Source organism: Pseudomonas extremorientalis (genome assembly GCF_024584605.1).
Taxonomy (GTDB): Bacteria; Pseudomonadota; Gammaproteobacteria; order Pseudomonadales; family Pseudomonadaceae; genus Aquipseudomonas; species Aquipseudomonas extremorientalis.
The window spans coordinates 1,644,972-1,670,116 of the sequence record NZ_CP089519.1; the positions used below are offsets into that span (position 1 = coordinate 1,644,972).

Annotated in this window: 26 protein-coding genes and 1 pseudogene; 13 read left to right on the forward strand and 14 right to left on the reverse strand. The window is 60.3% G+C overall.

Features of this window, described 5'->3' with window-relative positions:
- Positions 1–77 precede the first annotated feature (77 nt).
- From LUU92_RS07230 to LUU92_RS07250, 4 genes are all read left to right on the forward strand, one after another.
- Positions 78–689 carry a LemA family protein gene (locus tag LUU92_RS07230; protein ID WP_058425190.1) on the forward strand — a complete coding sequence of 204 codons (612 nt, stop codon included), beginning with the start codon at positions 78–80 and terminating at the stop codon, positions 687–689.
- 18 nt (positions 690–707) lie between these two features.
- Complete coding sequence (locus tag LUU92_RS29005; protein WP_305431508.1) at positions 708–1,436, forward strand: TPM domain-containing protein; 729 nt, start codon at positions 708–710, stop codon at positions 1,434–1,436.
- 28 nt (positions 1,437–1,464) lie between these two features.
- The gene (locus LUU92_RS07245) at positions 1,465–2,082 is read left to right on the forward strand and encodes a TPM domain-containing protein (protein ID WP_071488893.1); all 618 of its coding nucleotides are present in this window, start codon (positions 1,465–1,467) and stop codon (positions 2,080–2,082) included.
- A gap of 249 nt (positions 2,083–2,331) precedes the next feature.
- Complete coding sequence (locus LUU92_RS07250) at positions 2,332–3,534, forward strand: class I SAM-dependent methyltransferase (RefSeq protein ID WP_257103351.1); 1,203 nt, start codon at positions 2,332–2,334, stop codon at positions 3,532–3,534.
- On the opposite strand, the gene LUU92_RS07255 is transcribed toward LUU92_RS07250, so the two are convergent.
- The 4 genes from LUU92_RS07255 to LUU92_RS07270 form a co-directional block, all read right to left on the reverse strand.
- Complete coding sequence (locus LUU92_RS07255; protein ID WP_071488895.1) at positions 3,522–4,424, reverse strand: DMT family transporter; 903 nt, start codon at positions 4,422–4,424, stop codon at positions 3,522–3,524. The genes LUU92_RS07250 and LUU92_RS07255 overlap by 13 nt on opposite strands.
- Positions 4,425–4,524: 100 nt before the next feature.
- Complete coding sequence (locus LUU92_RS07260) at positions 4,525–7,077, reverse strand: TonB-dependent receptor (protein WP_257103352.1); 2,553 nt, start codon at positions 7,075–7,077, stop codon at positions 4,525–4,527.
- A 128-nt stretch (positions 7,078–7,205) separates the two neighbouring features.
- Positions 7,206–8,174, reverse strand: a complete 969-nt coding sequence (locus LUU92_RS07265; protein ID WP_257103353.1) for a FecR family protein — start codon at positions 8,172–8,174, stop codon at positions 7,206–7,208.
- Complete coding sequence (locus tag LUU92_RS07270) at positions 8,171–8,710, reverse strand: RNA polymerase sigma factor (RefSeq protein ID WP_071488898.1); 540 nt, start codon at positions 8,708–8,710, stop codon at positions 8,171–8,173. Before LUU92_RS07270 ends, LUU92_RS07265 begins: the two co-directional genes overlap by 4 nt.
- Before the next feature lie 174 nt (positions 8,711–8,884).
- Here LUU92_RS07270 and LUU92_RS07275 point away from each other — a divergent pair, with 174 nt between their 5' ends.
- Positions 8,885–9,217: a YegP family protein gene (locus LUU92_RS07275; RefSeq protein WP_071488899.1), complete on the forward strand. Its 333-nt coding sequence runs from the start codon at positions 8,885–8,887 to the stop codon at positions 9,215–9,217.
- 53 nt (positions 9,218–9,270) lie between these two features.
- Here LUU92_RS07275 and LUU92_RS07280 read toward each other — a convergent pair whose 3' ends face one another.
- Positions 9,271–10,149, reverse strand: a complete 879-nt coding sequence (locus tag LUU92_RS07280) for a dihydrodipicolinate synthase family protein (protein WP_257103354.1) — start codon at positions 10,147–10,149, stop codon at positions 9,271–9,273.
- Positions 10,150–10,177: 28 nt separating this feature from the next.
- Complete coding sequence (locus LUU92_RS07285) at positions 10,178–10,960, reverse strand: aldolase (RefSeq protein WP_071488901.1); 783 nt, start codon at positions 10,958–10,960, stop codon at positions 10,178–10,180.
- A 159-nt stretch (positions 10,961–11,119) separates the two neighbouring features.
- Here LUU92_RS07285 and LUU92_RS07290 point away from each other — a divergent pair, with 159 nt between their 5' ends.
- Positions 11,120–11,647, forward strand: a complete 528-nt coding sequence (locus LUU92_RS07290) for a helix-turn-helix domain-containing protein (protein WP_257103355.1) — start codon at positions 11,120–11,122, stop codon at positions 11,645–11,647.
- On the opposite strand, the gene LUU92_RS07295 is transcribed toward LUU92_RS07290, so the two are convergent.
- The gene (locus tag LUU92_RS07295; protein WP_257103356.1) at positions 11,648–12,664 is read right to left on the reverse strand and encodes a DUF4917 family protein; all 1,017 of its coding nucleotides are present in this window, start codon (positions 12,662–12,664) and stop codon (positions 11,648–11,650) included.
- 123 nt (positions 12,665–12,787) lie between these two features.
- Here LUU92_RS07295 and yiaY point away from each other — a divergent pair, with 123 nt between their 5' ends.
- Positions 12,788–13,936, forward strand: a complete 1,149-nt coding sequence (gene yiaY, locus LUU92_RS07300) for an L-threonine dehydrogenase (RefSeq protein ID WP_222541159.1) — start codon at positions 12,788–12,790, stop codon at positions 13,934–13,936.
- Here the strand turns inward: yiaY and LUU92_RS07305 are convergent.
- Together LUU92_RS07305 and LUU92_RS07310 are read right to left on the reverse strand one after the other, a co-directional pair.
- The gene (locus tag LUU92_RS07305; RefSeq protein WP_257103357.1) at positions 13,933–15,090 is read right to left on the reverse strand and encodes an MFS transporter; all 1,158 of its coding nucleotides are present in this window, start codon (positions 15,088–15,090) and stop codon (positions 13,933–13,935) included. The two genes, yiaY and LUU92_RS07305, sit on opposite strands and share 4 nt — an antisense overlap.
- A gap of 178 nt (positions 15,091–15,268) precedes the next feature.
- Positions 15,269–16,021, reverse strand: a pseudogene (locus LUU92_RS07310) (PLP-dependent aminotransferase family protein); the annotation flags it as partial.
- A 337-nt stretch (positions 16,022–16,358) separates the two neighbouring features.
- Here LUU92_RS07310 and LUU92_RS07315 point away from each other — a divergent pair.
- From LUU92_RS07315 to LUU92_RS07340, 6 genes are all read left to right on the forward strand, one after another.
- Positions 16,359–17,033: an NAD(P)H-binding protein gene (locus tag LUU92_RS07315; protein ID WP_093512101.1), complete on the forward strand. Its 675-nt coding sequence runs from the start codon at positions 16,359–16,361 to the stop codon at positions 17,031–17,033.
- A complete protein-coding gene (locus tag LUU92_RS07320; protein WP_257103358.1) occupies positions 17,033–17,941 on the forward strand; it encodes a LysR family transcriptional regulator in 909 nt (302 codons plus the stop codon). Before LUU92_RS07315 ends, LUU92_RS07320 begins: the two co-directional genes overlap by 1 nt.
- A gap of 89 nt (positions 17,942–18,030) precedes the next feature.
- On the forward strand, positions 18,031–19,224 hold the full coding sequence (locus LUU92_RS07325) for a CaiB/BaiF CoA transferase family protein (protein ID WP_257103359.1): 1,194 nt from the start codon (positions 18,031–18,033) through the stop codon (positions 19,222–19,224).
- Positions 19,221–20,162: a hydroxymethylglutaryl-CoA lyase gene (locus LUU92_RS07330; RefSeq protein WP_071488910.1), complete on the forward strand. Its 942-nt coding sequence runs from the start codon at positions 19,221–19,223 to the stop codon at positions 20,160–20,162. Before LUU92_RS07325 ends, LUU92_RS07330 begins: the two co-directional genes overlap by 4 nt.
- A 59-nt stretch (positions 20,163–20,221) precedes the next feature.
- The gene (locus LUU92_RS07335) at positions 20,222–21,553 is read left to right on the forward strand and encodes an MFS transporter (RefSeq protein WP_257103360.1); all 1,332 of its coding nucleotides are present in this window, start codon (positions 20,222–20,224) and stop codon (positions 21,551–21,553) included.
- 164 nt (positions 21,554–21,717) lie between these two features.
- Positions 21,718–22,245: a DUF4142 domain-containing protein gene (locus LUU92_RS07340; RefSeq protein WP_071488912.1), complete on the forward strand. Its 528-nt coding sequence runs from the start codon at positions 21,718–21,720 to the stop codon at positions 22,243–22,245.
- A gap of 55 nt (positions 22,246–22,300) precedes the next feature.
- On the opposite strand, the gene LUU92_RS07345 is transcribed toward LUU92_RS07340, so the two are convergent.
- The 5 genes from LUU92_RS07345 to LUU92_RS07365 all read right to left on the reverse strand — a co-directional run bounded on the left by LUU92_RS07345 (position 22,301) and on the right by LUU92_RS07365 (position 25,076).
- Complete coding sequence (locus tag LUU92_RS07345; RefSeq protein WP_092241350.1) at positions 22,301–22,726, reverse strand: low affinity iron permease family protein; 426 nt, start codon at positions 22,724–22,726, stop codon at positions 22,301–22,303.
- An 81-nt stretch (positions 22,727–22,807) separates the two neighbouring features.
- Positions 22,808–23,308 carry a methylated-DNA--[protein]-cysteine S-methyltransferase gene (locus tag LUU92_RS07350; protein WP_092241352.1) on the reverse strand — a complete coding sequence of 167 codons (501 nt, stop codon included), beginning with the start codon at positions 23,306–23,308 and terminating at the stop codon, positions 22,808–22,810.
- Between the two features lie 90 nt (positions 23,309–23,398).
- Positions 23,399–23,809 (reverse strand): type II toxin-antitoxin system HicB family antitoxin, encoded by a 411-nt coding sequence (locus LUU92_RS07355; protein WP_071488915.1) that lies wholly within the window; start codon positions 23,807–23,809, stop codon positions 23,399–23,401.
- Between the two features lie 22 nt (positions 23,810–23,831).
- Positions 23,832–24,014 (reverse strand): type II toxin-antitoxin system HicA family toxin, encoded by a 183-nt coding sequence (locus tag LUU92_RS07360; protein WP_003189411.1) that lies wholly within the window; start codon positions 24,012–24,014, stop codon positions 23,832–23,834.
- 168 nt (positions 24,015–24,182) lie between these two features.
- Complete coding sequence (locus LUU92_RS07365) at positions 24,183–25,076, reverse strand: LysR family transcriptional regulator (protein ID WP_093119191.1); 894 nt, start codon at positions 25,074–25,076, stop codon at positions 24,183–24,185.
- Positions 25,077–25,145 lie beyond the last annotated feature (69 nt).

Consider the following 25,145-nt stretch of genomic DNA (forward strand, 5'->3'; position numbering starts at 1 on the left):
TCGATGCAATCCAGTCGTGGCAGCGGATTATGCCTTACCGGTGCCCAATTCCATCAAGGTTCGCCAGGAGAAACACCATGCAAGCAGCACAAGGTTACCGCTGGGGCTTGAAAGCCGCGGTTTTGCTATTGATCGGTACGGTGCTCAGCGGTTGCGGCATCAACAACATCCCGACCCTGGACGAACAGGCCAAGGCCGCCTGGGGCCAGGTGCAGAACCAGTACCAACGCCGCGCCGACCTGATCCCCAACCTGGTGGAAGTGGTCAAGGGCTATGCCGCCCATGAGCAGGACACCCTCACCGCCGTGATCGAAGCGCGGGCCAAGGCCACCTCGATCCAGGTGGATGCCAGCACCCTCGACAACCCGGAAAAACTCAAGCAGTTCCAGCAAGCCCAGGACGGCTTGAGCGGCGCGCTCAGTCGTTTGATGGTGGTGTCCGAGCGCTACCCGGACCTTAAGGCCAACCAGAACTTCCTGGCCCTGCAATCCCAGCTTGAAGGCACCGAAAACCGTATCGCCGTGGCCCGTCGCGATTTCATCCAGGCGGTGCAGGCCTACAACACCGAGATCCGCACCTTCCCTGGCCGCCTGTGGCACAGCGTGATGTACAGCGACTTGCCGGTCCGCGCCACGTTTGAAGCCACCAGTGCCGATGCCGATAAAGCGCCGCAAGTGAAGTTCAAATAAGGCTGCGCTGAGGTGTCGATGCGTTTATTACGGATAGGCCTGGCGCTGTGGCTTCTGGCCTGCATGGGCGTGGCCCAGGCGGCGCTGACTTTCCCGGCGCTGACCGGGCGGGTGGTGGACAACGCCCAGATGATCGACCCGGCCACGCGTGCGCAACTGACCCAGCAATTGCAGGCGCTGGAGCAGACGTCCGGCGACCAGATCGTGGTGGTCACCGTGCCCGACCTGCAGGGCGTGCCGATTGAGGACTTCGGTTATCAACTGGGCCGCCAGTGGGGCATCGGCCAAAAGGGCAAGGACAACGGCGCGCTGTTGATCGTCGCCCGCGATGAGCGCAAATTGCGCATCGAAGTCGGCTACGGCCTGGAAGGTGTGCTCACCGATGCGCAGTCGTGGGTGATCATCAACCAGGTGATTGCACCCAAGTTCAAGGCCGGTAACTTCAGCCAGGGCATCAGCGACGGTGTGGCGGCGATGGTGCAGGTGGTGAGCGGCGAACCGCTGGCCGTGCCGGCCCATGTGGCGGACGCCAACTTTGCCAAGGATAATCCCGGGTTTTCCATCGGTCTGTTTATCCTGCTGATCGGCGTGTTGTGGCTGTGCAATCGCCTGGGCCTGCCGGTGGGCGCGATCCTGCTGGCGATTCTCAGCAGCAGCGGACGCGGCGGTGGTGGCGGGGGCGGCGGCGGTGGTTTCCGCGGCGGCGGTGGCGGCTTTGGCGGTGGCGGGGCTTCAGGCGGCTGGTGATGATAATAATGAGAGAGCAAGCACAACCATGGCATTACTGACTGAACACGAGCAGCGCCAAGTCGCTGAGGCGATCGCCCGCGTGGAAAAGACCACCGACGCGGAGCTGGTGACCGTGCTGGCCGCCCGCGCCGATGACTACGCCTACATCCCGCTGCTGTGGGCCAGCCTGATCGCGTTGGTGGTGCCGGGAGTGGTGCACTACCTGTCGGGCTACCTGACCATGTACACCTTGCTGCTGGCGCAATGGGCGACCTTCATCGTGCTGTGCCTGGTGTTCCGCCTGCCCAAGGTGACGACACGGTTGATCCCGCGTTCGGTGCGCCACTGGCGCGCCTCCAACCTGGCGCGACGCCAGTTCCTCGAGCAGAACCTGCATCACACCCTGGGCAGCACCGGTGTGCTGATTTTTGTCAGTGAGGCCGAGCGGTACGTGGAGATCCTGGTGGATGACGGCATCTCCAGTCGCCTGGATGACAGCAACTGGGATGGGATCGTCAAGGCGTTTACCCAGCAGGTGAAGCAAGGGCAGACGCTGGCGGGGTTTGTGGCGTGCATCGAGGCCTGTGGCGAGTTGTTGAAGGTGCATGTGCCGGTGACGCAAACCCGCAATGAACTGCCCAATCGCCTGGTCGTACTCGAATAAAACTCAGTGTTGGGCAAAAAAATGTGGGAGGGGCGGTGCGACGGTTCGACTTGCCCCCGATCGGTGTGTCAGTCACCCGATTCATTGGCTGATCTACTGCTATCGGGGGCAAGTCGAACCGTCGCACCGCCCCTCCCACATTGGGTTCTGTGGTGTTCCATCCAATGACCGCTGATCAAATAACCCCGTGCTCTGAATCGCTATCCCCCCTAAAATGCCCGGCATTCCCTGCCCGAGGCGTTTTTGTTCATGTCTGTCACTGCTCAACCGGATCATCATGCCCAGTTCATCGAACTGCTGAGCGCAAGCCTCGCGCAGAATGCCTTTATCAAGCTGGTGCTGGCCAAGTACGTCGGCGATGAAGCCGAGTTGCAACGGCTGATCATCAAGCCGGTAACGGTCAAGGAGCAGCCGTGCCTGTCCTTCGTCTACCGCTACAAGACCCGCGATATCACCAAGAACTTCCCGGTGGCCGAGGGTGTGGCAGCGATTGCCGAGTCGCTGCCGGCCCCGTTCAAGAACGCGCACCTGCTGTCGCTGACCGACGAAGCCCAGCTGGAATACAGCAAGAAGAACAAAAGCTCGCTGTTCAGAAGCAAGCCGCAGCAACTGCGCGAAGCGCCATCGGCTGAGCATAACCGCGAGAAAAACCGCTTCCTTGACCTGAGCCGGCCGTTCCTCGCCGACCTGGGGGTGACTGACGCCAGGCAGGCGCTGATCCCGTCGATGTCGCGCAAATGGAAGCAGATCAACAAGTTCATCGAAGTGTTCAGCCATGCGCTGACCTCGTCACCGCTGAAGCTGGACCAGCCGGTGCGCGTTGCCGACTTCGGCTCGGGCAAGGGCTACCTGACGTTCGCCATCCACGACTATCTGCGCAACACCCTCAAGGCCGAGGGCGAAGTGACCGGCGTTGAATTGCGCGAAGACATGGTGACCCTGTGCAACACCGCCGCCGCCCGCCTGGAGCACCCTGGGCTGGTGTTCAAGTGTGGCGACGTGCGCAGCGTGGCCCCCAGCGAACTGGAGGTGATGATCGCCCTGCATGCCTGCGACATTGCCACCGACTACGCGATCCACACCGGCATCCGTTCCGGCGCGTCGATCATCATGTGCTCGCCGTGCTGCCACAAGCAGATCCGCCTGCAGATCCAGAGCCCGGTGCTGCTCAAGCCGATGCTGCAATACGGCCTGCACCTGGGCCAGCAGGCCGAAATGGTCACCGACAGTTTGCGGGCGTTGTTCCTCGAAGCCTGCGGTTATGAGACCAAGGTGTTCGAGTTCATCTCGTTGGAGCACACCAACAAGAACAAGATGATCCTGGCCGTAAAGCGCTCAGAGCCACTGGACAACGCGCAGTTGCTGGAGAAGATCCAGCAACTCAAGGCGTTCTACCACATCACCGAACACTGCCTGGAAACCCTGCTGCGCGCGGATGGTTACCTGGCCTGATCGGCCAATGCTACGGGCGCAGGTCGCACCGCCGTCTTGCGCCCCAGCATCACCGTCACGATTACCCCACACGCAAACAGCCAGGTTATCGGCTCGATGTGTTCACCAAAAAACAGCGCCGAAAACGCGATGGTGAAGAAGATCTGCAACAGCTGGATCTGGCTGACCCGCGCAATCCCGCCCATGGCCAACCCGGCGTACCAGGCAAAGAACCCCAGGAACTGCGAGAACAGCGACACATAGCCAAACGCCCACCACGCGCGCATCGAAATCGCGCCTTGATGCTGCGCCGCCAGGTACCACACCGGGCCGATCAGCACCGGCGTCGACAGCACCAGCGCCCAGCAGATCACCTGCCAGCCGCCCATTTCCTTGGCCAATCGACCGCCTTCTGCATACCCCAGGCCGCCCACCGCAATCGCACCGAGCATCAGCAAATCACCGGCCTGGATGCTACCGGCGCCGGTAATCAGCGCGTAACTCAACACCAATCCACTGCCCAGCGCTGCGCAGGCCCAGAAAGCTTTCGATGGCCGCTCATGGGACAGCCACGCCGCATACAGCGCCACGCACAGCGGTTGCAGGCCGTTGACCAATGCGCCGTGGGACGCCGGCAAGGTCTGCATGGCCCAGGCTGACAGCACCGGGAAACCGAGGATCACCCCCGCGATCACCAGGCACAGCCCGCGCACCTGGCGCCAGGTCGGCCAGCGTTCGCGGCGCCACAGCAACAGCGCCGCCGCCGGGATCGCCGCAAACAACGCTCGGCCCAGGCCGTTGAGCAACGGGTGGATTTCCTGCACCACGATGCGGGTGAAGGGCAGGGTCAGGCTGAAGATGATGACGCCCAGCAGGCCGAGGGCCATGCCGGTATTTTCGCGCGAACTCATGGGGCAACCAAAACGAGAGGGCTTCAAGGGAAGCCCATCTAGCCACATCCCCCGCCGGTTGCGGGCCTACAGCTGAGTGCGGATTTATCCGTACAGTTTTTCAGAAGAAGCGGGTGATGCTGACCTTGGCATCACGGCCCTTGGTGTAGGCGCGGTCGCCGCTCAGTGCCGGGCGGAAGTTGTTGTTGAACAGGTTGTCCACGGTGAAGTTCACCTCGGTGCCTTTCAGATAAGCCTGTTGGGGTTTCCATTTGGCGAACAGGCCCTGGGTGTTGTAGCGCTTGTTGCCGTACTGGTCGTAGAACAGATCACCCACGCTACTGCCAGGGCCGCCGGAGTATTTATCACTGGGCAAACGTGTGGTTGCCCCGATGAACTGGCCCGTCCAGCCGACCTGGGCATCCCACGCCGGAATATTGGTGCCCACCACCAGCACCCATTTGGTCGGCGGAATATCGCGCGCGGCCACGTCCGGGCCCCACGGGTTGGTGTACGCACCTTCGTGGTCACCCTTGGCATAAGCGAACGATACCGAGCCGAACAGGTAGGTGGAGTTGTAGAACGATTCGAGCTCGAAGCCCTTGATGGTCAGCCCGCCGATGTTGCGGTAGTTGGACATGGCCCCCGGCGGGCAGGCGGTGGAGATGGTCCCGCCATTGATGGCCTGGTTCTGGCAGCCGACACCTGTGGCCTTGAAAATCTCGTCTTCGACTTTGTTGTGGAAGAAGGTGGTGCGCAGCTGCAGGTTGTCGTCATGGGCGATCAGGTTGTCGAAGCTGCTGACGCTGCCCACGCTGATCGAGGTGATGCGTTCCGGGTCGAGGTCGACGCTGGTGGCGGTGCGGTTGCCCAGGCCTTGAACTTCGTACTGCTCGTCGATCACCGGCGCACGCCAGGTCTTGCTCCAGTTGGCGAATAGCCCCAGGTTCGGGTTGACGGTCCAGAACACCGCCAGGCGCGGCGACCAGCCGGTGTAGGTGCGGTCGCTGTAATCGTGGCCGACGGACGGGTCGGGATTGCTGTAGTACGGCGCATCGTTGGCTTCGCCACGGTTGCGGACATGGTCGTAGCGCATCGATGGCGTGATGGTGACGTCGCCCAGCGTGACGGCATCCTGTACGAAGAAACTGTTGGTATCGACCTTGCCATGGGGCATGAAGCCTGGCTGGAAATGCCCATAGTTATAGCGTGGGGTGTTGTACGTGGTACCCGGCATCCACATCTCGGTTTCGCGGATGTGCTTGCGGATTTGGCCGCCGACCGTGACGGCATGCTGCAAGGGACCTGTATCAAACAGGCTGACGTTGCGTATGTCGAGGTTCTTGTCGGTGTAGGCGGTGTCCATCTTGCGCCCGCCGGTGGCCAGTTGGAAAAACGCCGTGGCGTCGCGTTCGTCGGTCTGGTCGGTGTTGGACTGGGAGTACTTGACGGTCAGGTCCACCAGCGGGTTGTCCAGCGGGGTGTATTCATATTTGCCGGACCAGGTGGTGTCGACGGTGTCGCGGTGGGCCAGAAAACGCTTGAGTGCCGCTTCGTAGCCATAGCGGTCAATATTGGCCTGGGTGGGCGGCGTGGGATAGCTGGCGGCAGAAAACGGTGTCCAACGGTCGCTGTGTGAACGCGAGTAGGACAAGCCAACGGCGTGCTCTTCGGTGAAGTGGGCGTTGACCTTGAACAGCTTGCCGTCGACGTTCTGGGCGGAGTTCGGCAGGCGCTGGGGGTTGATCGGGTATTGGTTGTTCTCGTTGGGTAATTTGGCGGCCACCTTCATGTCGTCGCCGTCGCGTTGGGTCAGGTAAGCCAGGGCATCAAAGCGTCCGTCGTCGGTGCGACCATACACGGCGCTGCTGTAGACCTGCTCGTGGTCGTTGCTGGAGTAACCGTATTTGAGCATCGCACCGCTGTTGCGGCCGTCCTTGAGCAGGTCGGGGGCGTCCTTGGTGGTCATGTTGACCGTGCCGCCGAAACCGCCGTTGCCAGTGAATGGCGAGTTGGGGCCTTTCTCCACCTCAATGCTTTTGATCAGCTCGGGCTCGATGAATACGGTGCCTTGTTGATAGCGCTCAAAGCCGCTCTTGGTGGCGCCATCGACGGTCAGCGGCACGTCTTCGGCATCGCCAAAACCACGGATGTTGATGGTCTGGCCGCCAGGCTTCAGCGAACCGCCCTGGCTCACGCCGGGCAGGGTCTGCAGCAGGCTGGGGATGTTGTTGGACTGGTAGCGGTCGATGTCTTCCTGGCTCAGGGTCGAGCGGCCGACGGTGCTGGAGTCGACCTCGGTACCAGTGCCTATCACGCTCAAGGCGTCCAGTTGGATTGCGCCGCTGTTGGTGGTCTTGCCCTGATCGGGGCGCACGACATAAGTGCTGCCAACCTTGATCAGGGTGAACTCGCCGTTTTTCAGCAGGGTGCGAATCGCCACTTCCGGCGTAAAGTCGCCGTTGAGCGCGGGCGCCTGCACGTTCTTGAGCAGCTCTTCGTCGAACAGCAACTGGATCTGAGCCTGCTGCGCCACCTGGCTCAGGGATGTGGCCAGCGCCTGGGCTGGCAGCGTGAATGCCTCGGCCTGGGCACTGAGGCTCAATACCAGGCAGCTGGCGATGAGGGTCGGTCGAAGAAACAGGTGCGAAGCGTGGCAAGGCGCGCGAAACATGAAATCCCCCGGTATGGCCAACTGGCCGAAAAGGTGTGCGTATCGAACTCAGACCGGAGGAAGACGGTGCAGCTGAAAAAATCCACACCTGCGAATGCAAAATATTCTCAAATAAGAATTCACTGGGGTTATTTGCTCGGTTCGATCCTCACGATGCCGTCGGTCGACATCACCGTTTTCACCGGCAGCAAGGCGGGCAAGGCGTTGAGCAGGGCGTCGGGATCATTCACATCCAGATTGCCCGAGACTTTCAGATGCGCCACGGTGTTACTGACCTGCAGTGGCGCCTGGGGGCGATACAGGCTCAACTCATCGACCAGGCTGGCCAGCTCGCGGTTGCGAAACGCCAGGTGACCACTGCGCCAGTCGGCGATCTCTTCGGGGGCGAGGGTCTGCTGCTGCAATGTGCCCTTGGCGTAGCTGAAGATCGCACGTTGCCGGGCGCCCAGCAGGGTGATGGGGCTTTTCGCGTCCGGCTCGAAGGCGACCTGGCCATGGGCGACGCTGACCACCAGTTGCTGCTGGCTGCGGCGCACATCGAAGCCGGTACCGACCACGCGCACATTGGCCTCGCCGGCTTGCACGAACAGCGGCCGTTCCTTGTCGGCGGCCACTTCGATGTACAGCTGGCCCTTGTCCAGGTGCAGGATGCGCTGGTGCGCGGTGAAATCCACGCGTACGCGGGTGTTGGCATTCACATACAAGGTGCTGCCATCGGGCAGGTTGAGGGTGCGCATGCCTTTGGCATGGGCCGCGACCTGGGTGTGATACAGCTCGCGGGGGGCGCCGATAGGGGTAGCCAACACCGCGCACAGCAACGCGGCGGCCACGGCCAGGGCAGGGCGCCACACCGACGGTTTGCGCTTGGGCAGCGCCATGGGTTTGTTCAGTTGCTGCAATTGGGCCAGGTCTGCCCATAGTTGCTCGAATTCGGCATAGGCGCGGGCATGGGCCGGCTCGGCCTGCCAGGCGGCAAAGGCTTTTCGCTCGGCACGCCCCACGCCATTGCGGTTGCGCGCAAACCAGCTGGCGGCTTGGGCATCGATGGCGTCGCTGTCTTCGATGTCCTGCACGTCAGTGTCGCTCAGGCGGTTCATTCTGGCTGCTCCGTGCCGGGTTCGTGTTGAAGGCGTCGCTTGCAATGCAGCAGGGCAAAAGCGATGTGCTTTTCCACCATGCTGGTCGAAATGCCCATGCGCTCGGCGATCTGCGCCTGGCTCAGGCCTTCGAAGCGGTGCAGCATAAGGGCTTCTCGCCTGCGGGGCGAGAGTTCGGCGAGGACTTCTTTCAACTGTTCCAGGCGTTGCAAGCGTTGCGCGGCGGCCATGGGGTCGTTTTGCTCGTCGGTGACAGGCTCCGCATCCATTTCGGCCTGATCAGAGTGGACGGTGTGCCGTACCTTCTGTTTGCGCCAGTGATCACGCAGCAGGTTGCGCGCCATCTGGAACAGAAACGCCCGTGGCTGCTCGACCTTGGCCCGGTCGCGGTAGTCCAGCCACTGTGTGAAGACATCCTGGGTCATGTCCGCCGCGTCGCTGGCGTTGTCGGTGCGTTTGCGCAGGAAATACAGGATGTCTGTATAAAACCCGCGAAAGGCATCGGCCGACAACGGGTCGGGCTTGGGACGAGACATGGATATCCTTCTTGACGAAGCACGACGTGGAAAAGTCGTGAATGATATCGAGAACTATTGTCATTTGTCATTCGGATAAATGACAGTCGCTGAGTCCATGGCTGGTAATCAGCCGGGTATGACCTTTAATCCTACAAGCAGGTGAACAAAATCCCACTTGATAAGGAGAGAGTCATGGCTGGATGGTATGAGTTGAGCAAAAGCAGCAACGGGCAGTTCCGTTTCGAGTTGAAGGCGGCGAACGCAGAAACCATTTTGACCAGCGAGCTTTACGTCACCCGCAACGCAGCCGAAAACGGTATTGCTTCCGTGCAGACCAACAGCCCGCATGACGAGCGCTATGAGAAAAAAGTGGCCAGCAATGGCCAGCCGTTTTTTAACCTCAAGGCTGCCAATCACCAAGTGATTGGTACCAGCGAGCAGTATTCCTCGACAGCGGCACGGGACAATGGCATTGCAAGCGTAAAGGCCAATGGCCCGACGACCACGATCAAAGACAAGACTTGAAAGTGTCGTAAAAACCAAAATGCCCCGGCTCGCAAGAACCGGGGCGTTTTTTTTCAGGCGACGTCCAGCAACGCCCTCAATTGATCGCGTGCTGTTTCACCCAATGGGAACACCGGCAACCGTGGATCACCCGCTTCCAGCCCGGTCAACCGCAGCCCGGCCTTGATTGTCGCCGGTAACCCGCCCTTGAGGATGAACTCCAGCAATGGCAACTGGCGGTAAAACAGCGCCTGGGCCTGGTTCAGATCATTGCTCAATACCGCGTCGTACAAGTCCAGGTTGAGCTGTGGGATCAGGTTCGGCGCCGCCGTACACCAACCCTTGGCGCCCGCCACGAAGGCCTCCAGCGCCAGCGGGTTGCAGCCGTTGTAGAACGGCACGTCGCTGTGGCGATGCAACTGGTGCATGCGCTGGATATCCCCGGTGCTCTCCTTGACCATGGTCACGTTGGCCACTTGCTTGATGATGCGCAGGATCAAGTCCACCGACATGTCCGTGCCACTGGTGGCCGGGTTGTTGTAGAGCATGATCGGCACGCCGATGCTGTCGCCGATCGCGGCGTAGTGGGCGAGGATTTCCGCTTCGCTGAGCTTCCAGTAAGACGCCGGCAGCACCATCACCGCATCGGCGCCATTGGCCTCGGCGTAGCGCGCGCGGCGCACGGCCTTGGCGGTGGTCAGGTCGGACACGCTGACGATGGTCGGTACGCGCCGGGCAATCTTGGCCAGGCTGTAGGCGCTGACTTCATCCCACTCGGCATCGCTCAAGTAGGCGCCTTCGCCGGTGCTGCCCAACGGCGCGATGGCGTGTACGCCGCTGGCGATCAGGCGGTCGATGGAACGGCCCAGGGCGTCGAGGTCGATGCGTTGGCCGTCGGCGCTGAACGGGGTGATGGTGTAGCCGATGATGCCGTGGATGGTTGGGCTGGACATGGAAAGTCTCCGGTCGAAAAAGGGCAGGTCAGTTCAGGCAATCGGCGTGTTGGCGCAGGTTCTGCCGGGCGTAGTAGTTGAACGCGGCGCCATGGCGCTTGGGCCGGGAAATCCAGGCATGGGCCTCGCGCCCCAGCGCCGGCAGGATCGGCTTGATGGTGCCGGCCGCCATCGCCAGCAACTGCAACTTGGCCGCGCGCTCGATCAACTGCGCGATCACACAGGCTTCCTCGATGCTCGCCCCGGTGGACAACTGGCCGTGGTGCGAGAGCAGGATCGCGCGTTTGTCACCCAAAGCCGTGGTGATGATTTCACCTTCTTCGTTGCCCACCGGCACACCCGGCCAGGTCTCCAGGAACGCGCAGTCTTCGTACAGCGGGCAGAGGTCCATATGGGACACCTGCAACGGGACTTCCAGCATCGACAGCGCGGCGATGTGCGTGGGGTGCGTGTGGATGATGCAGTTCACATCCGGCCGCCCACGGTACACCCAGCTGTGAAAACGGTTGGCCGGGTTGGGAATGCCGTGGCCTTCCAGCACCTCAAGATCCTCGTTTACCAGCAACAGGTTGCTGGCGGTGATCTCGTCAAACCCCAGGCCCAGTTGCTGGGTGTAATAGGTGCCCTGTTCCGGCCCGCGCGCGGTGATCTGCCCGGCCAGGCCGGAGTCGTGGCCGTTCTCGAACAGGATGCGACACGTGAGCGCCAGCTTTTGCCGGTCGGTCCACGTATTATCCGCCAGGGTGTTTTGCATCTGGGTCAGCGCTTGCTTGACCAGTTGGTCTTTCGGGAGTGCTAATGTCTTGGCCATGTCGGTGTCCTTTGGAGGGTTCAATGGACGTCGGATTTGCTGTCTCCCGCTGCTCGCAAGGTCGTTGGGTGAAGGCAAATGACACTAAAGATGCTATATGACACTTTGTGTCATTGGCAAGCACAGCTCATCGCTTACTGCATGGATTAACCGCGGCGCATGTCTATCCGTTTGAAATTATTGAGAAAAAAACTTGGCGTCACCCTGGAGGCCCTGGCCGAAAAGTCCGGGATGACCAAGAGTTACCTGTCCAAGGTCGAGCGCGGGCTCAACACGCCATCGATTGCCGCCGCGCTGAAACTGGCCAAGGCATTGAACGTGAAGGTCGAGGAACTGTTCAGCGAAGACAGCGTCAGCCTGGACAGCTACAGCCTGGTGCGCAGCCATGAGCGGCCCGACACCTCGCCCGGTTATGCGGTGCTGGCCCATCAGGTCAGTGAACGCAGCCTGCTGCCGTTCATCATCTACCCGCCGGCGGAGTTCACCGACAAGTCCTTCAAGGAGCATCTGGGCGAAGAGTTTCTGTTCGTGCATGAAGGCCAGGTAGAGGTGGACTTCATGAATGAACGGGTGATCCTGGAGCGGGGCGATGCATTGCACTTCAATGCGCAGAAGCCCCATCGGTTGCGTTCGGTGGGGCCGGTGCAGGCGCAGCTATTGGTGGTGGTGCACAGCGGCGAAGAGTGATCAGCGTTCGACAGGAACTGACAGCGCCGGATTACCCAATGCATGGGTACGCGCCGCAAAGAACTTCAGCGCCACTCCAGCCCCATCGAACAATTGCGAATACCGCCGCTTCTGCTGACGAATAAACCCATCGCTGCGCCCCGACACCGAGATCGCCAGGGTTGTCACATCGGCCTGGCGAATCGCATCCACCAAGTGCTGATCCTGCGCCCCCAGCTCGTGGCCAAAGATGCACAGCGCGCCCCGGTGGTTCAGCAGTTGCTCATAACAGAACGACAGGTAATCCGAACTGCGGATGGTCTTGAGCTTCTCTTGCACCTTGCCCTCGTTGACGAACAGCGGCACATCGTCCAGGGTCTTGATGGTGTTGTTGATCGCAAAACTGCTGAGCAAGGTGCTATCGGTGGTCGGCAGTTTGCGCGCGGTGCCGTCGAGGTTGCGCACCAGGTGCAGGCCGCCGTGCAGGTACAAAATACGCGTGGCGTCGGTACGGGTGTTGCGCAGGTCGAAGCTGGCGTCGGCGCTGCGGAACAGATCGTCGATGCCCGGCGTGTGCAGCGTCGCCCAGTAGTTGAGCAAGTCGTAGTTGCTGGTGAACACCGTCGCGTAGTGCTGCAACTCCGTGTTGAGGGTCGCCAGCGTCGACGGTTGCACCAGGCGCCAGGGGATATGCACGGCGTGGATGGTATTGATCAACGCTTCCTTGATCGCGTAATAGCGGTTGCGCGGTGCCGCCGAACTGACGGCCAGGGCCTTGTTGACCCGGCTGGTGGTCTTCAACGCGCCCAGGGCCTGCTCGAAGCTGCGGGTTTGCAGGGCATCGAACACGCTGAGTTCGGATTGGCCGAGGGGTTTTTCTTCGACGGTGCGAGCGTTTTCGAACAGCGAGTCGTAGGCAAAGTCTTCCCAAATCGTGCGGCTGGCGCCGTTGCCGATCAGAATCCCGCTGAAGTCGAGGCTCGCGCGCAGTGCGCTCCAGTCTTCAAGGTGGGCGTCTATATCCTGGAAATCCTTCATCGGGGCGGGTCTACTCGAAATCGGCTGGACGGTGACTTTATCACGAGCGAGCGTTGATCCTGATCAAGATGCAGAACGCGTGATCGGTTGATTCTGTAGGCATAAAGCCTCTGAGGATTGACCATGAGCAGCACCTTCTTCATCCCCGCCGTCAACATCATGGGCACCGACTGCCTCGACGAAGCCATGATCGCCATCCGCAACTATGGTTTTCGCAAGGCGTTGATCGTCACCGATGCCGGTCTGGCCAAGGCCGGCGTAGCCAGCATGATCGCCGAGAAACTGGCGATGCAGGACATCGATTCGGTGATCTACGACGGCGCCAAGCCCAACCCCAATGTGGACAACGTCGAGAAAGGCCTGGCGCTGTTGCAGCAGAGCGCCTGCGATTTCGTGGTGTCCCTGGGCGGCGGCTCGCCCCACGACTGCGCCAAGGGTATTGCGCTGTGCGCCACCAACGGCGGGCATATCAGCGACTACGAAGGCGTCGACCAATCGAGCAAACCGCAACTGCCGCTGGTGGCCATCAACACCACCGCCGGCACCGCCAGCGAGATGACCCGCTTCTGCATCATCACCGACGAAAGCCGCCACGTGAAAATGGCCATTGTCGACCGCAACGTCACGCCGCTGCTGTCGGTCAACGACCCGGCGCTGATGGTCGGCATGCCCAAGGGCCTCACCGCCGCCACCGGCATGGACGCGTTGACCCACGCCATCGAAGCCTACGTGTCCACCGCCGCCACACCGATCACCGACGCCTGTGCGATCAAGGCCATCGAACTGATCAGCGCCAACCTGCGCCTGGCCGTTCGCGACGGCACCGACAAGGCCGCACGGGAAAACATGGCCTACGCGCAGTTCCTCGCCGGCATGGCGTTCAACAATGCATCCCTGGGTTTCGTACACGCCATGGCCCACCAACTGGGCGGTTTCTACGACCTGCCCCACGGCGTGTGCAACGCGGTGTTGTTGCCCCACGTACAAAGCTTCAACGCCAGCGTCAGCGCCAAACGCCTGAGCGACGTCGGCCGAGCGTTGGGTGCGGACATCAAGGGCATCACCGATGAAGAGGGCGCCCAGGCCGCCATCGCCGCGATTCGCAGCCTGGCCCACGACGTCGAAATCCCGGCGGGGTTGCGCGAACTCGGCGCCAAACTGCAGGACATTCCACTGCTGGCGAGCAACGCGTTGAAGGATGCATGCGGCTTCACCAACCCACGCCGCGCGGACCAGCGGCAGATCGAGGAGATCTTTCGCAGCGCGTTTTAATCCATCCGAGAACGGGCGACGCATATCGATGCGGCGCCCGCCAACACCACACATAAAACCGCCAACGGCCAGGCCTGTTGACTCACCAGCAGGCTCGCCACGCCGCCGATCAACGCGGCCATCAACTGATGCATGAAGCCGCTCAACGCCATGGCGTAGGAGTCGCTCACCGGTGAGGCATCGTTGGCCAGGGACAAACTGATCGGGTAACTCATCGCTTGCCCCAGCACCGCCACGCAGTAAGGCAGCCACAGCAAGACAGCGATTCCGCCAGCAAACACACTGCTCAGCAACATCACAGCCGTTCCCGTTAGAACCAGGGTCATGCCCCAACCCATCATTTTCAGCCGCCCCGTGCGAGCGACGAAGCGATTGACCGTTAATGCCCCCGCCAGATACGCCACGCTGATTGGCCAACCCAGCCAGCCATATTGCGCCGCGCTCCACTCGAAACGCCCTTGCAGAATCAACGGTGCACAGGTGTTGAAGGCGATGATCACCCCATAACCCAGGCCACCGACCAACGCCGCGTGCAGAAACGGCGGATGCTGCATGATCATGGCGTAGATACGCCAGGCAGATGCCGATGTATCGACCTTTACCCGTGCAGGGAATATCACCCGGTTCAACACCAGCATCAAACCGACTGCGCCAATCGCCAATCCGTAGAAGATCGCCTCCCAGCCGAAGACCACCTGCAACAACGACCCAACGAATTGACCGATGCCCAAAGCAATCACGAAAGTCATGCCCAGCCATGACAACGCTTTTGCCAGCAATGCACCGCTGAAGCTGTCACGCACCAACACCCGCGCCATCACCGAAACACCGCCTGCCCCCAACCCTTGAACCAGCCGCAACGCCAAGAAGACTTCAACGCTGAACGCCGAGGGAATCGCCGCACTCGCTAGCGCATACACGCAAAGCGCCGCCAACAGCACCGGCTTACGCCCAAAGCGTTCGCCCAGGCTGCCCCACAGCAACATCGGCAATGCCATGCCGACCAAGTAGATCGCCAGCGCCAGCGCGACGTGGTCTTCGGCGGCGGGGAGTGCATGTGCAATCGTGGGGACGGCGGGCAGGTAGCTGCTGATGCCGACTTGGGCGAGGAAGGCGGCACTGCAGGCTATGACAAGGGTGGTGGTATTTTTCAAGACGAGGAAACCGCCAGCGTGAGTTCTGAACAAATCGTCGGAAGTCGGGTTATATGAATCGTGCCGTTTGAAGCTCTTCATTTTTGAAACGTGTGTAATTCAGCGAGCACGTTTATTTTCTTCTATCAGACTCAGGAGCCTTGAGCAAAATAAACGTATTGTTTCATGGGTCATATCTTGCAACGATTAAGGTTTGATCGTCTAGCGTTTGAAAATTAGGGCGGATGAAGCCTTTTCCTTTCTCCCCAAAAGCCGACAGAGCATGCGAGTCGTCCAGATATAAAAATAGACCATAGCGGGATTTAAGGTAGATCAAACCGTCAATATCCGCCTTTCCACCCATGCTGTAGATGCCATCGGCTACGTAGGCGACTTTCTTGTGTTTCTTACATGATTCTTCAATGAAGTCTATGTCATTATGCGGCGCTGTTATTACTTCTGTTTCATCCGCGCAGGAGGCCTTCATATAGTTCATTGAATAGTGAGAATGTCTGTCGAATATCATCGTAGGGGGGACGTTTTTGGTAAACGCTCCGCTGGCAAGTAAGGGCAGTAATCCAGCGCTGGCCGCGCTGCAAGATAAGGTGCTCAGACAGATTGAGTCGAAAAGCGTTGAAAGCGCTGTTTCATATTGTTCGAGCATGTCCAGCTTGCATCTATTTTTTGAGTTCGCTACTCGCAGGGTCTTGGCTTTGAGTATCCCTTCGATAGCGCCATCCAGTATTTGCTGGTTGTAATCAAGTCCGAGGTAGGAGGTGGTGCAGAAATGTTGAAGTTCACGGCCGTATTGGTCGACAAAGCAGTTGTTGCTTTTGATGATTGCATTAAGTTCACAGGTTAGTCCTTCTTTGGCCGATTCCCAGTCTTGGTTGGAGGTTTGAATGATTTTTTTATAGTTTGAGAATTTGTTGGTTGACCTGGAGCTTTCCATTTTTCTGTCCTTGGCGATGGAGAGAAATAACACTAATGGGAATTTTTTTGAAGGTTAAGTCAGGACTTTCTTTTTGAGGTGACAGTCGGCGGATATTTTGATGTGTGTAACTTCCTACCATTTTCAATGGCGTGTATTCATCTGCACTGAATGGGTAACGAGATCAAGGCGTTTTTTATCGTGGTGTTTCGAGCTATACCCAGAGGCGTCGTACGATTTGATGAAGTCACCTGTCACCATATTGAGTAAGGTGGTAGTGCAAGGGCCTAATGTGACGATAGCCTCTGAAGACCTGTCTCTCAGGTAGTCAAAACCAGCGGGATGAAGGGAGTAGTGGATGAGAGTTCTGTTATTCGGTGCCACCGGCATGGTCGGCCAGGGCGTGCTGCGGGAGTGCCTGCTGGCCGCCGACGTGCAGGAAGTGGTCGCCGTCGGTCGCACGCCCCTGACCCAGGAACACGGCAAGCTGCACCAGGTGTTGCACAGCGACATGCTGGATTTCCAACCCCTGGAAAACCTGCTGCAAGGCTTTGATGCGTGTTTCTTCTGCCTCGGCGTTTCATCGGCGGGCATGAATGAAGCCAGGTACACCCACCTCACCTACGACCTCACCCTGGTCGCCGCCAGCACCCTGGCGCGGCTCAACCCGCAGATGACCTTTATCTATGTGTCCGGCGCCGGTACCGACAGTTCCGAGGCGGGCAAGTCGATGTGGGCACGGGTCAAGGGCAAGACCGAGAACGCCTTGCTGCGCCTGCCGTTCAAGGCGGTGTATGTGTTTCGGCCGGGGGTGATCCAGCCGCTGCATGGCGTGCGCTCGAAGACGCCGTTGTATCAGTGGTTTTATTCCGTGCTTGGGCCGTTGCTGTCGTTTGTACGGCGGCTGAAACCGGGTTGGGTGGTGAGTACCGAGACGGTGGGCCGGGCCATGTTGCAGGCGGCCAGCCACGGCGCGCCGCAGCCGGTGGTGGAACAGGCCGGGATCAACCGGCTGGCCAGCGAGCGTCGCTGATGCTGCACAAGAGTCTGGTGCGTCGGCTGGACCTGATCACGCTGCAGTTGTTCGTCGCGGTGTTCGAGGAAGGCACGCTGACCCGTGCTGCCAACCGCGAAGCCATCGCCGTGTCCGCCGCCAGCAAGCGCTTGATGGAACTGGAGCAGGTGCTGGGCGTGAGCCTGTTCGTGCGGCGGGCCAAGGGCATGGACCTGACGGCCGCCGGTGAGACCCTGCTGCACCATGCGCGGCAGATGCTGTTCAACGTCGAGAAGATGGGCCTGGAACTGGGCGAACACAGTCATGGCGTGCGCGGCTATGTGCGGATGCTGGCCAATCTGTCGGCGATCATTGAGTTCCTGCCGGAAGACCTGCGGGACTTTTCCAAACTGCACCCCGAAGTCAAAACCGATCTGGAAGAACGCCCCAGCAAAGGCGTGGTGCAGGGCGTACTGGATGGCGTCGCGGACCTGGGGATCTGCTCCAGTGACACCGACACCAAAGGCCTGCCCAGCGTGACCTATCGCCACGACAAACTGGTGGTGCTGATGCCGAAGGATCATCCACTGGCGAGCCGCGAAAGCCTGGCCTTCGCCGAAACCCTCGACAGCGACTATGTCGGCCTGCATGCCGCCAGCTCCATCAATATGCGCACCCACGCGGCTGCACGCGAGGCGGGCAAGCTGCTGCGCCTGCGCATTCACGTGCCGGGGTTTGATGCGATGTGCCGGATGGTGCAGGCCAATATGGGCATCGGCATCCTGCCGCAGAAAGCCTATGAATTATTTGGTCGCGCACTGGGTTTGCATGCCGTACCGCTGACGGACGATTGGTCGGATCGCAGCCTGATCCTGGTGGTGCGCGATGAAACCCAGCTGTCACCGGTCAGTCGATTGTTGTTCGATTATTTGAGCGTTCGCGTTTAGCGAACGCTGTTTGCCAACTGACGGTTGGATTTCTCCTGCATCGGCCCTCTAGTCTTGGCCGCACATTCCAAGAATAAGAGGTACACCCCATGACGGCTCCCCTGAGCGGTATCAAGGTGATCGAGATCGGCACCCTGATTGCCGCGCCGTTCGCCGCCCGGCTGATGGCCGAGTTTGGCGCCGAGGTGATCAAGATCGAAGCCATGGGCCAGGGCGACCCACTTCGCAAATGGCGAAAGCTGCACGAAGGCACGTCGCTGTGGTGGTACCTGCAATCGCGCAACAAGAAGTCCCTGGCGCTGGACCTCAAGTCGCCGGAAGGCCTGGACCTGATCAAGCAATTGCTTGGCGACGCCGACGTGCTCATCGAAAACTTGCGCCCCGGCGGCCTGGAAAAGCTCGGCCTCGGCTGGGACGTGCTGCACGCTCTCAACCCGAAGCTGACCCTGGTGCGTATCTCCGGCTATGGCCAGACCGGCCCGTATCGCGACCGTCCGGGTTTCGGCGCCATCGGCGAAGCCATGGGCGGCATCCGCTACACCACCGGCAACCCGGACTCGCCACCGGCGCGGGTCGGCGTGAGCCTGGGGGATTCGTTGGCTTCACTGCACGGCATGATCGGCGCACTGATGTCGCTGCTGCGGGTCAAGACCGGCCAGGGCGATGGGCAGATTGTCGATGTGTCTCTGGCCGAAAGCGTGTTCAACCTGATGGAAAGCCTGGTGCCGGAATACGACATGCTCGGCCATGTGCGTGAACGCAGCGGCGGCGCCTTGCCGGGCATTGCGCCGTCCAACACCTACCTGACCGCCGACGGGGCCTACGTGGTGATCGCCGGCAACAGCGACCCGATCTACAAGCGCCTGATGCACACTATTGGCCGCGCCGACCTGGCCGAAGCGCCCGCGTTCGCCCACAACGATGGCCGCGCCGCCAAGAGCGGTTTGCTCGACGCCGCGATTACCCACTGGACCAGCAGCCTGCCCATCGAGCAGGTGCTCAGCGCCCTGGAAGCCGCCGAAGTGCCGGCCGGACGCATCTACTCCGTGGCGGATATCGTCAGCGACCCGCATTACCAGGCGCGTGAGATGTTGCTCAATGCCGAGCTGCCCGGCGGTGTATCGGTGAAGATGCCGGGCATCGTACCCAAACTGTCGGAAACCCCCGGCGGCGTGAACTGGCAAGGCCCGACCCTGGGCCAGCACACCGACGAAATTCTTGGCAGCCTGGGCCTGGCCGGTGCCGATATCCAACGCCTGAAAACCTCGGGAGTGGTGCAATGATTTCAGACTATTGCGACCCGCTGATCGTGCAGGAAGTCTCCCCGCGCGATGGCCTGCAAATCGAGCCGACCTGGGTCGAAACAGCGGACAAGATCGCCTTGATCGATCAGCTTTCCCTCGCCGGTTTCTCACGGATCGAAGCCGGTTCATTCGTGTCGCCCAAGGCCATCCCGGCGTTGCGTGATGGCGAACAGGTGTTCCAGGGCATCGACCGTAAGCCGGGTGTGATCTACGTGGCGCTGATCCCCAACCTCAAGGGCGCTCAGCGCGCCATCGAGTCCCGTGCCGATGAACTGAACCTGGTGATGTCCGCCAGCCAGACCCACAACCTGGCCAATATGCGCATGCGCTGCGAGGCGTCGTTGGCGGCGTTTGATGACATCGTCAGTTTTGCCCGCGACTACCCGGTGAGGCTTAACGGCAGCATTGCCACCACCTTCGGTTGCCCGTTCGAGGGCAAGATCGATGAAGACCGTGTTCTGCAGATTGTCGAGGCTTATCAGGCACTGGGCATCCAGGGCATCAGCTTGGCGGACACCACCGGCATGGCCAATCCGCGTCAAGTGACGCGCCTGGTCAAACGCGTGCTGGAGCGTGTGTCCGCCAGCAATCTGACCCTGCATTTCCACAACACGCGCGGCCTGGGCTTGTGCAACGTGCTGGCCGCCTATGAGGCTGGCGCCCGTCGTTTTGACGCGGCGCTGGGTGGCTTGGGGGGCTGCCCGTTTGCACCGGGGGCGTCGGGCAATATCTGCACTGAAGATTTGGTCAACCTGTGTGATGAAGTCGGGATTCACACCGGCATCGACCTGCCGCATCTGCTGAATATGTCCCGCCGTCTTCCCGCTTTGCTTGGACACGAGTTGCCCGGCCAGGTAGCCAAGGCCGGACGCAATTGCGACCTGCATCTCCCCCCGGCGTATATCGCAACGCTGTAACGCCGCACCAGACAACAAAAACAATCGGGCGCCTGTGAGCAGCCCGCTGGAGAGAAACCATGAGCACTAATACGTTGGAGGCCGGCGCGCGCCCGGCCGCTGAAATCGATGCAGAAAAAGCCCTGGTCAGCAAGGTCGCCTGGCGCCTGATGCCGCTGATCATGGTGTGCTACCTGTTCGCGTTTTTTGACCGGATCAACATCAGCTTCGCCAAGTTCCAGTTGCAGGCTGACCTGAGCCTGAGCGACACCGCCTATGGCCTGGGCGCCGGGTTGTTCGTGGTGGGGTATGTGATCTTCGAGGTGCCGAGCAACATGATGCTGTACAAGGTCGGCGCCCGGCGCTGGATTGCGCGGATCATGATGTCGTGGGGGCTGGCGACGGCGGCCATGGTGTTTGTCACGGCCGAGTGGCAGTTCTACGGCCTGCGCTTCATCATCGGCGCGATGGAGGCGGGTTTTGCGCCAGGCGTGCTGTATTACCTGACCTTATGGTTCCCGCAGCATTTCCGTGGGCGCATCACCTCGATGTTGTTCCTGGCCTCGGCGTTTGCGGGCCTGGTGGGCGCACCGTTCTCCGGCCTGGTGCTGGAACACCTCGACGGCGTGTTGCAAATGCGCGGCTGGCACTGGCTGTTCCTGCTCGGCGGCTTGCCTTGCATTGGCCTGGGTTTGCTGGTGCTGACCTTGCTCAAGGATCGCATCGAAGACGCCCACTGGCTGACGGCGGCGGAGAAGACCCTGCTGTCGAGCCGCATTGCCAAGCATGAGCCGAACCAGCACGGCGGTTCGCTGCTGTCGGCGATCCGCATCCCCGGGTTCCTGATGCTCGGTTTTATCTACTTCCTGATCCAGGTGGCGTCCTACGGCCTCAACTTCTGGGCGCCGCAATTGATCCGCAGCGCCGGCACCCAGAGCCCGGTGATGATCGGCCTGCTCACGGCGATTCCTTATGTGTGCGGCGCCATCAGCATGGTGGTAATCGGGCGGCTGTCGGATGCCACCGGCGAGCGGCGCAAGTTTGTCTGCGGCCTGGTGGTGCTGGGGGCGATAGGCTTTTTCAGTGCCGGGATTTTTGCCGACCACACCACCTTCCTGATCATCGCCTTGGGCATGTTGGGCGCGGGTATCATCGCCTCGATCCCGACCTTCTGGACCCTGCCACCCAAGTTGCTGGCCGGCGCCGGTGCAGGCGCGGCGGGAGGCATTGCGGTGATCAATACCCTCGGGCAGTTCGGCGGCATTGTCAGCCCGGTGATGGTGGGGCGGATCAAGGACCTCACCGGCAGCACCACCCCGGCGCTTTACGTGATCGGTGTGTGCGCGCTGTTGGCGGCGGCGCTGTTGCTGTGGGGGCTGCCGCAGAAGTTGCGCACCCTCGATAAAGGCTGATCGGCCCATTGAGGGCGAACACTGCAACGCTGGCAAGCCCGCCTGATTCGGTGATGACCGTTCGTCGCACTGACAAGTTTTTTCTAAACCTTTACCGCCCTCAAAATTCGAAATGAGGGCGGGGTGTATTCCCCGCCCCTATTTTTGCCCTGGAGGAACCCAACATGAGCCGCATGGCTATCCGGTTACGCACCGCCAGTTTCGCGATGCTGCTGGGCCTCGGCGCCAGCAATGCTTTCGCCCAGTCGCCTGCTGAATTCATCGAGCAGGCTTCGGCCAAAGGCATGGCCGATATCGAAACCAGCCGCATGGCCCACGCCAAGACCTCGTCCCAGGAAATCAAGGACTACACCATCGAGGTGATCAACGAGCGCACCCTGGCCAACCAGCACCTGGCGGCCATCGCCAAGAAGCTCGACCTGCCCGTGGCACCGCGCGAAAAGATTGTCGATAAAGCCGAAACCCTGATGCCCGAACTCAAGGACGGCGACTCCTTCGATGCGGCCTACACTGCGCAGCAAGTGAAGGAAAACGAAGACGCCATCGCCCTGTTCAAGCAGGAAGGTGCGGCGTCGGATGTGCCGGAAATCAAAGCCCTGGTCGATGAGACGCTGCCCAAGCTGGAAGAGCGTCTGCAAAAAGCCCGTGAATTGGCGTCGACCTATGGCAAAGGTCATCAAGGCGACGGTTGAGCCTGTCTCCTGAACTGAAAAAACGGCGGCTGGATCTTCTCCAACCGCCGTTTTTTCATGCCTGGTTCAAATCGGTCTTGGTCGCTGCCGCATCGTCGGCGGCATGACCACAACTGCTGTTCAGGCTTACCGTGCCGGCGTTGCCGATGCTGCGATATTCCTGGCGCAGTTTTTCCAGTTCCTTGCGATCCAGCCCATCCAGGCTAAGTACCGCATTCTGTGCATCCTTGGACACACGCAGTAGCTCGTCGATCTTGATATGCAAGATGTCGTTATCGCGGTTCTGCGTGTTCTGGATCAGGAACACCATCAAGAAGGTGATGATGGTGGTCGAGGTATTGATGATCAGTTGCCAGGTGTCGTTGTAGTGGAAATACGGCCCGCTCAAGCTCCACGCCAGGATCAGCGCCACTGCCGCGTAGAACGTGCGCGGGCTGCCGGCCCAGCGGGACAGGGATTGGGAGACTGCGGAGAATTTCATGACCGTTTTCCTTGGAAGGGTGATGAAGTTATGGACCGCAGGGAATCTTTGAAATTTCTTTTTACATTTGACCGACGCTTCTTAAAACGCCAATTCGACCTGGCCAGTACCTTCAAGCGCGAGCAAATATTGCTTGGCTTTCAACCCTCCGGCAAACCCGGTCAAGCCGCCCGACGCACCAATGACCCGATGGCACGGCGCAATGATCGAAATCGGGTTACGTCCATTGGCCGCGCCCACTGCGCGAACGGCTTTAGGATTACCGATCTGCTGGGCAATTTGGCTGTAGCTGCGGGTTTCGCCAAAAGGAATGGTGAGCAGCGCCTGCCAGACCTGCTTTTGAAAATCGGTGCCGGTAAAGTCCAGCTCAAGTTCGAACTGGTTGCGGTTGCCGGCAAAGTACTCGTGCAACTGGCGTTCGGTCTCCAGCAACACCGGGCTGTCATTGGCCTCGTGCAGTTCACCCAGGCGCACGCGATTGGCGCGTTCTTCTGCCCAGAGGATGGCACTGAGCTTGCCAGCACGCGCCACGAGGGTGAGTACGCCGACAGGCGAAGGCATGAGCTTGTATTCGTAGGACATGAGCGGGCTCCTTGGTAGGCGGGGTAGCGTTGAATCTAGACCACGCCGCCCAACTGAAAACTACGTTTCTTGCGATTGAATTCGGTTTGTTCAGTGGTCCTGCTGTAACACTTTAAGTGCCGCTGAAGCCAGAAAGCCGGAACGGCTTTTTTCTTCCGGGTGGTGCAGCACATATTCATCGATGCGGTTCAGCAGATAACCAGGCAGCGTGATGTTCAGCTTCTGCGCCTTGCCCAGGTACTTGGTGACATCAATGTCCACCACCGCCCAGGTGCAACCTGCATATTGAGGGTTGGCGGCGTGCAAGGTGACCTTTTGCGCGCTGGGAATCGGTGCACCGTCTTCCGCCAGGATCTCGAAGTGTCCTTCAATGGCTTCGCGGGCCATGGCCATGGCGTCGTCCAGGTCATCGCCGGCGGAGTAGCAGCCGGGAATATCCGGGACTTCCACGCCCCAGGCGTGGTCGTCGTCGCCGGTTGAAATTGCAATCGGGTAAAGCATGTCTGTTGTCCTCCACGGACGGTTAACTCAGCAGAGCCTGTTTCAAAATGCTCTTGGCGGTCTTGTCCAACAGGTCCTTCTTTGGATGGGGAATCGTCACCAGCCCCGGTTTTGTCGGGTGCTTGAAGTGGTGATGGCTGCCTCTGATGCGTACCAGATACCAACCGTCCGCAACGATGTGACCTATCAAATATCGGCTATCCACAACACCTCCTTGTGGTGTGTGATGGTGGTGACTATAACCACTGAAATGAAATTATCAACACTCTACCTACCAGTGGTCGATGACCGGCGTTTTGGCAGGTGGTCAAGAGAGTGTATGAGCGCGGCGGAATGGCGTCGCAAGGAGGTATTGCGAGGTTTTGCAGCGGCGTTACCGGACCTTTAGCGTCTGTGCAATGACTGCGAGAAACGCATCTACCAGTACACTTTTTGATTCTGTTCGGGTCAGTACCAACAGCTGCGCACACGCATCCGCTTCCACCAACGGCCTGTACGTCACGCCTTTATTCATCAGGCTCTGCGTACACGCCGGCACCAACGCCACGCCTTGTCCGGCGGCCACCAGCGCAATGATCGAGGTGATCTGCCGCCCGGTCGGGCCTGGGCGTAACGGCTGGCCGTGGTGCCGGTAAAGCTGTTCGATGGACTGGTTGAGCCCCGAGCCATAATCCGCTGGAAACAGAATCAACGGGTAGGCACAGAGCTGCGCCAGGCTGACGTTAGAAAGGCTGGCCAGCGGGCTGTCGCTGGACACAGCGGCCACCAGGCGTTCTTCACCCAGGGACAGCGCTTGCACCGCTTCGCCTTGGGGCAACAGGCGACTCAGGCCGATATCCAGCCGCCCATCTGCCACCTGCGCACCCAGGCTGCCCGAGGCGCATTCCACCAGGGTCAATTGCACATCGGGAAAGCGTTGGGCAAACGCCTGGATCGCCTGGCTGAACAGGTCCGACAGTGCGATCGAGCTGACATAGCCTAACGCCAGTTGCCCGGCCGTACCTGCCGCGAGTTTGCCGGCGATTACCTGTGCCAATTCCACCTGCTCCAGTACGCCGCGTGCATAGGGCAGGAATGAGCGGCCTTGCGCGGTGAGGGTGACCGTGCGGCTGGTGCGGTCGAACAGCTTGAAGCCCAGCTCGGTTTCCAGCGCCGAGATCTGTCGCGTCAGCGGCGGTTGCGCCAGGTGCAGGCGAATAGCTGCGCGGCCGAAGTGCAATTCTTCGGCGACGGTCAGAAAGTAACGCAGCTTGCGTAGGTCGAGCATCCTGGTCCTTGGGTATCGATCGGTCCGAAATCGGTATTGGTTCAAGACCTGCCGGCCATTCTATAAAGA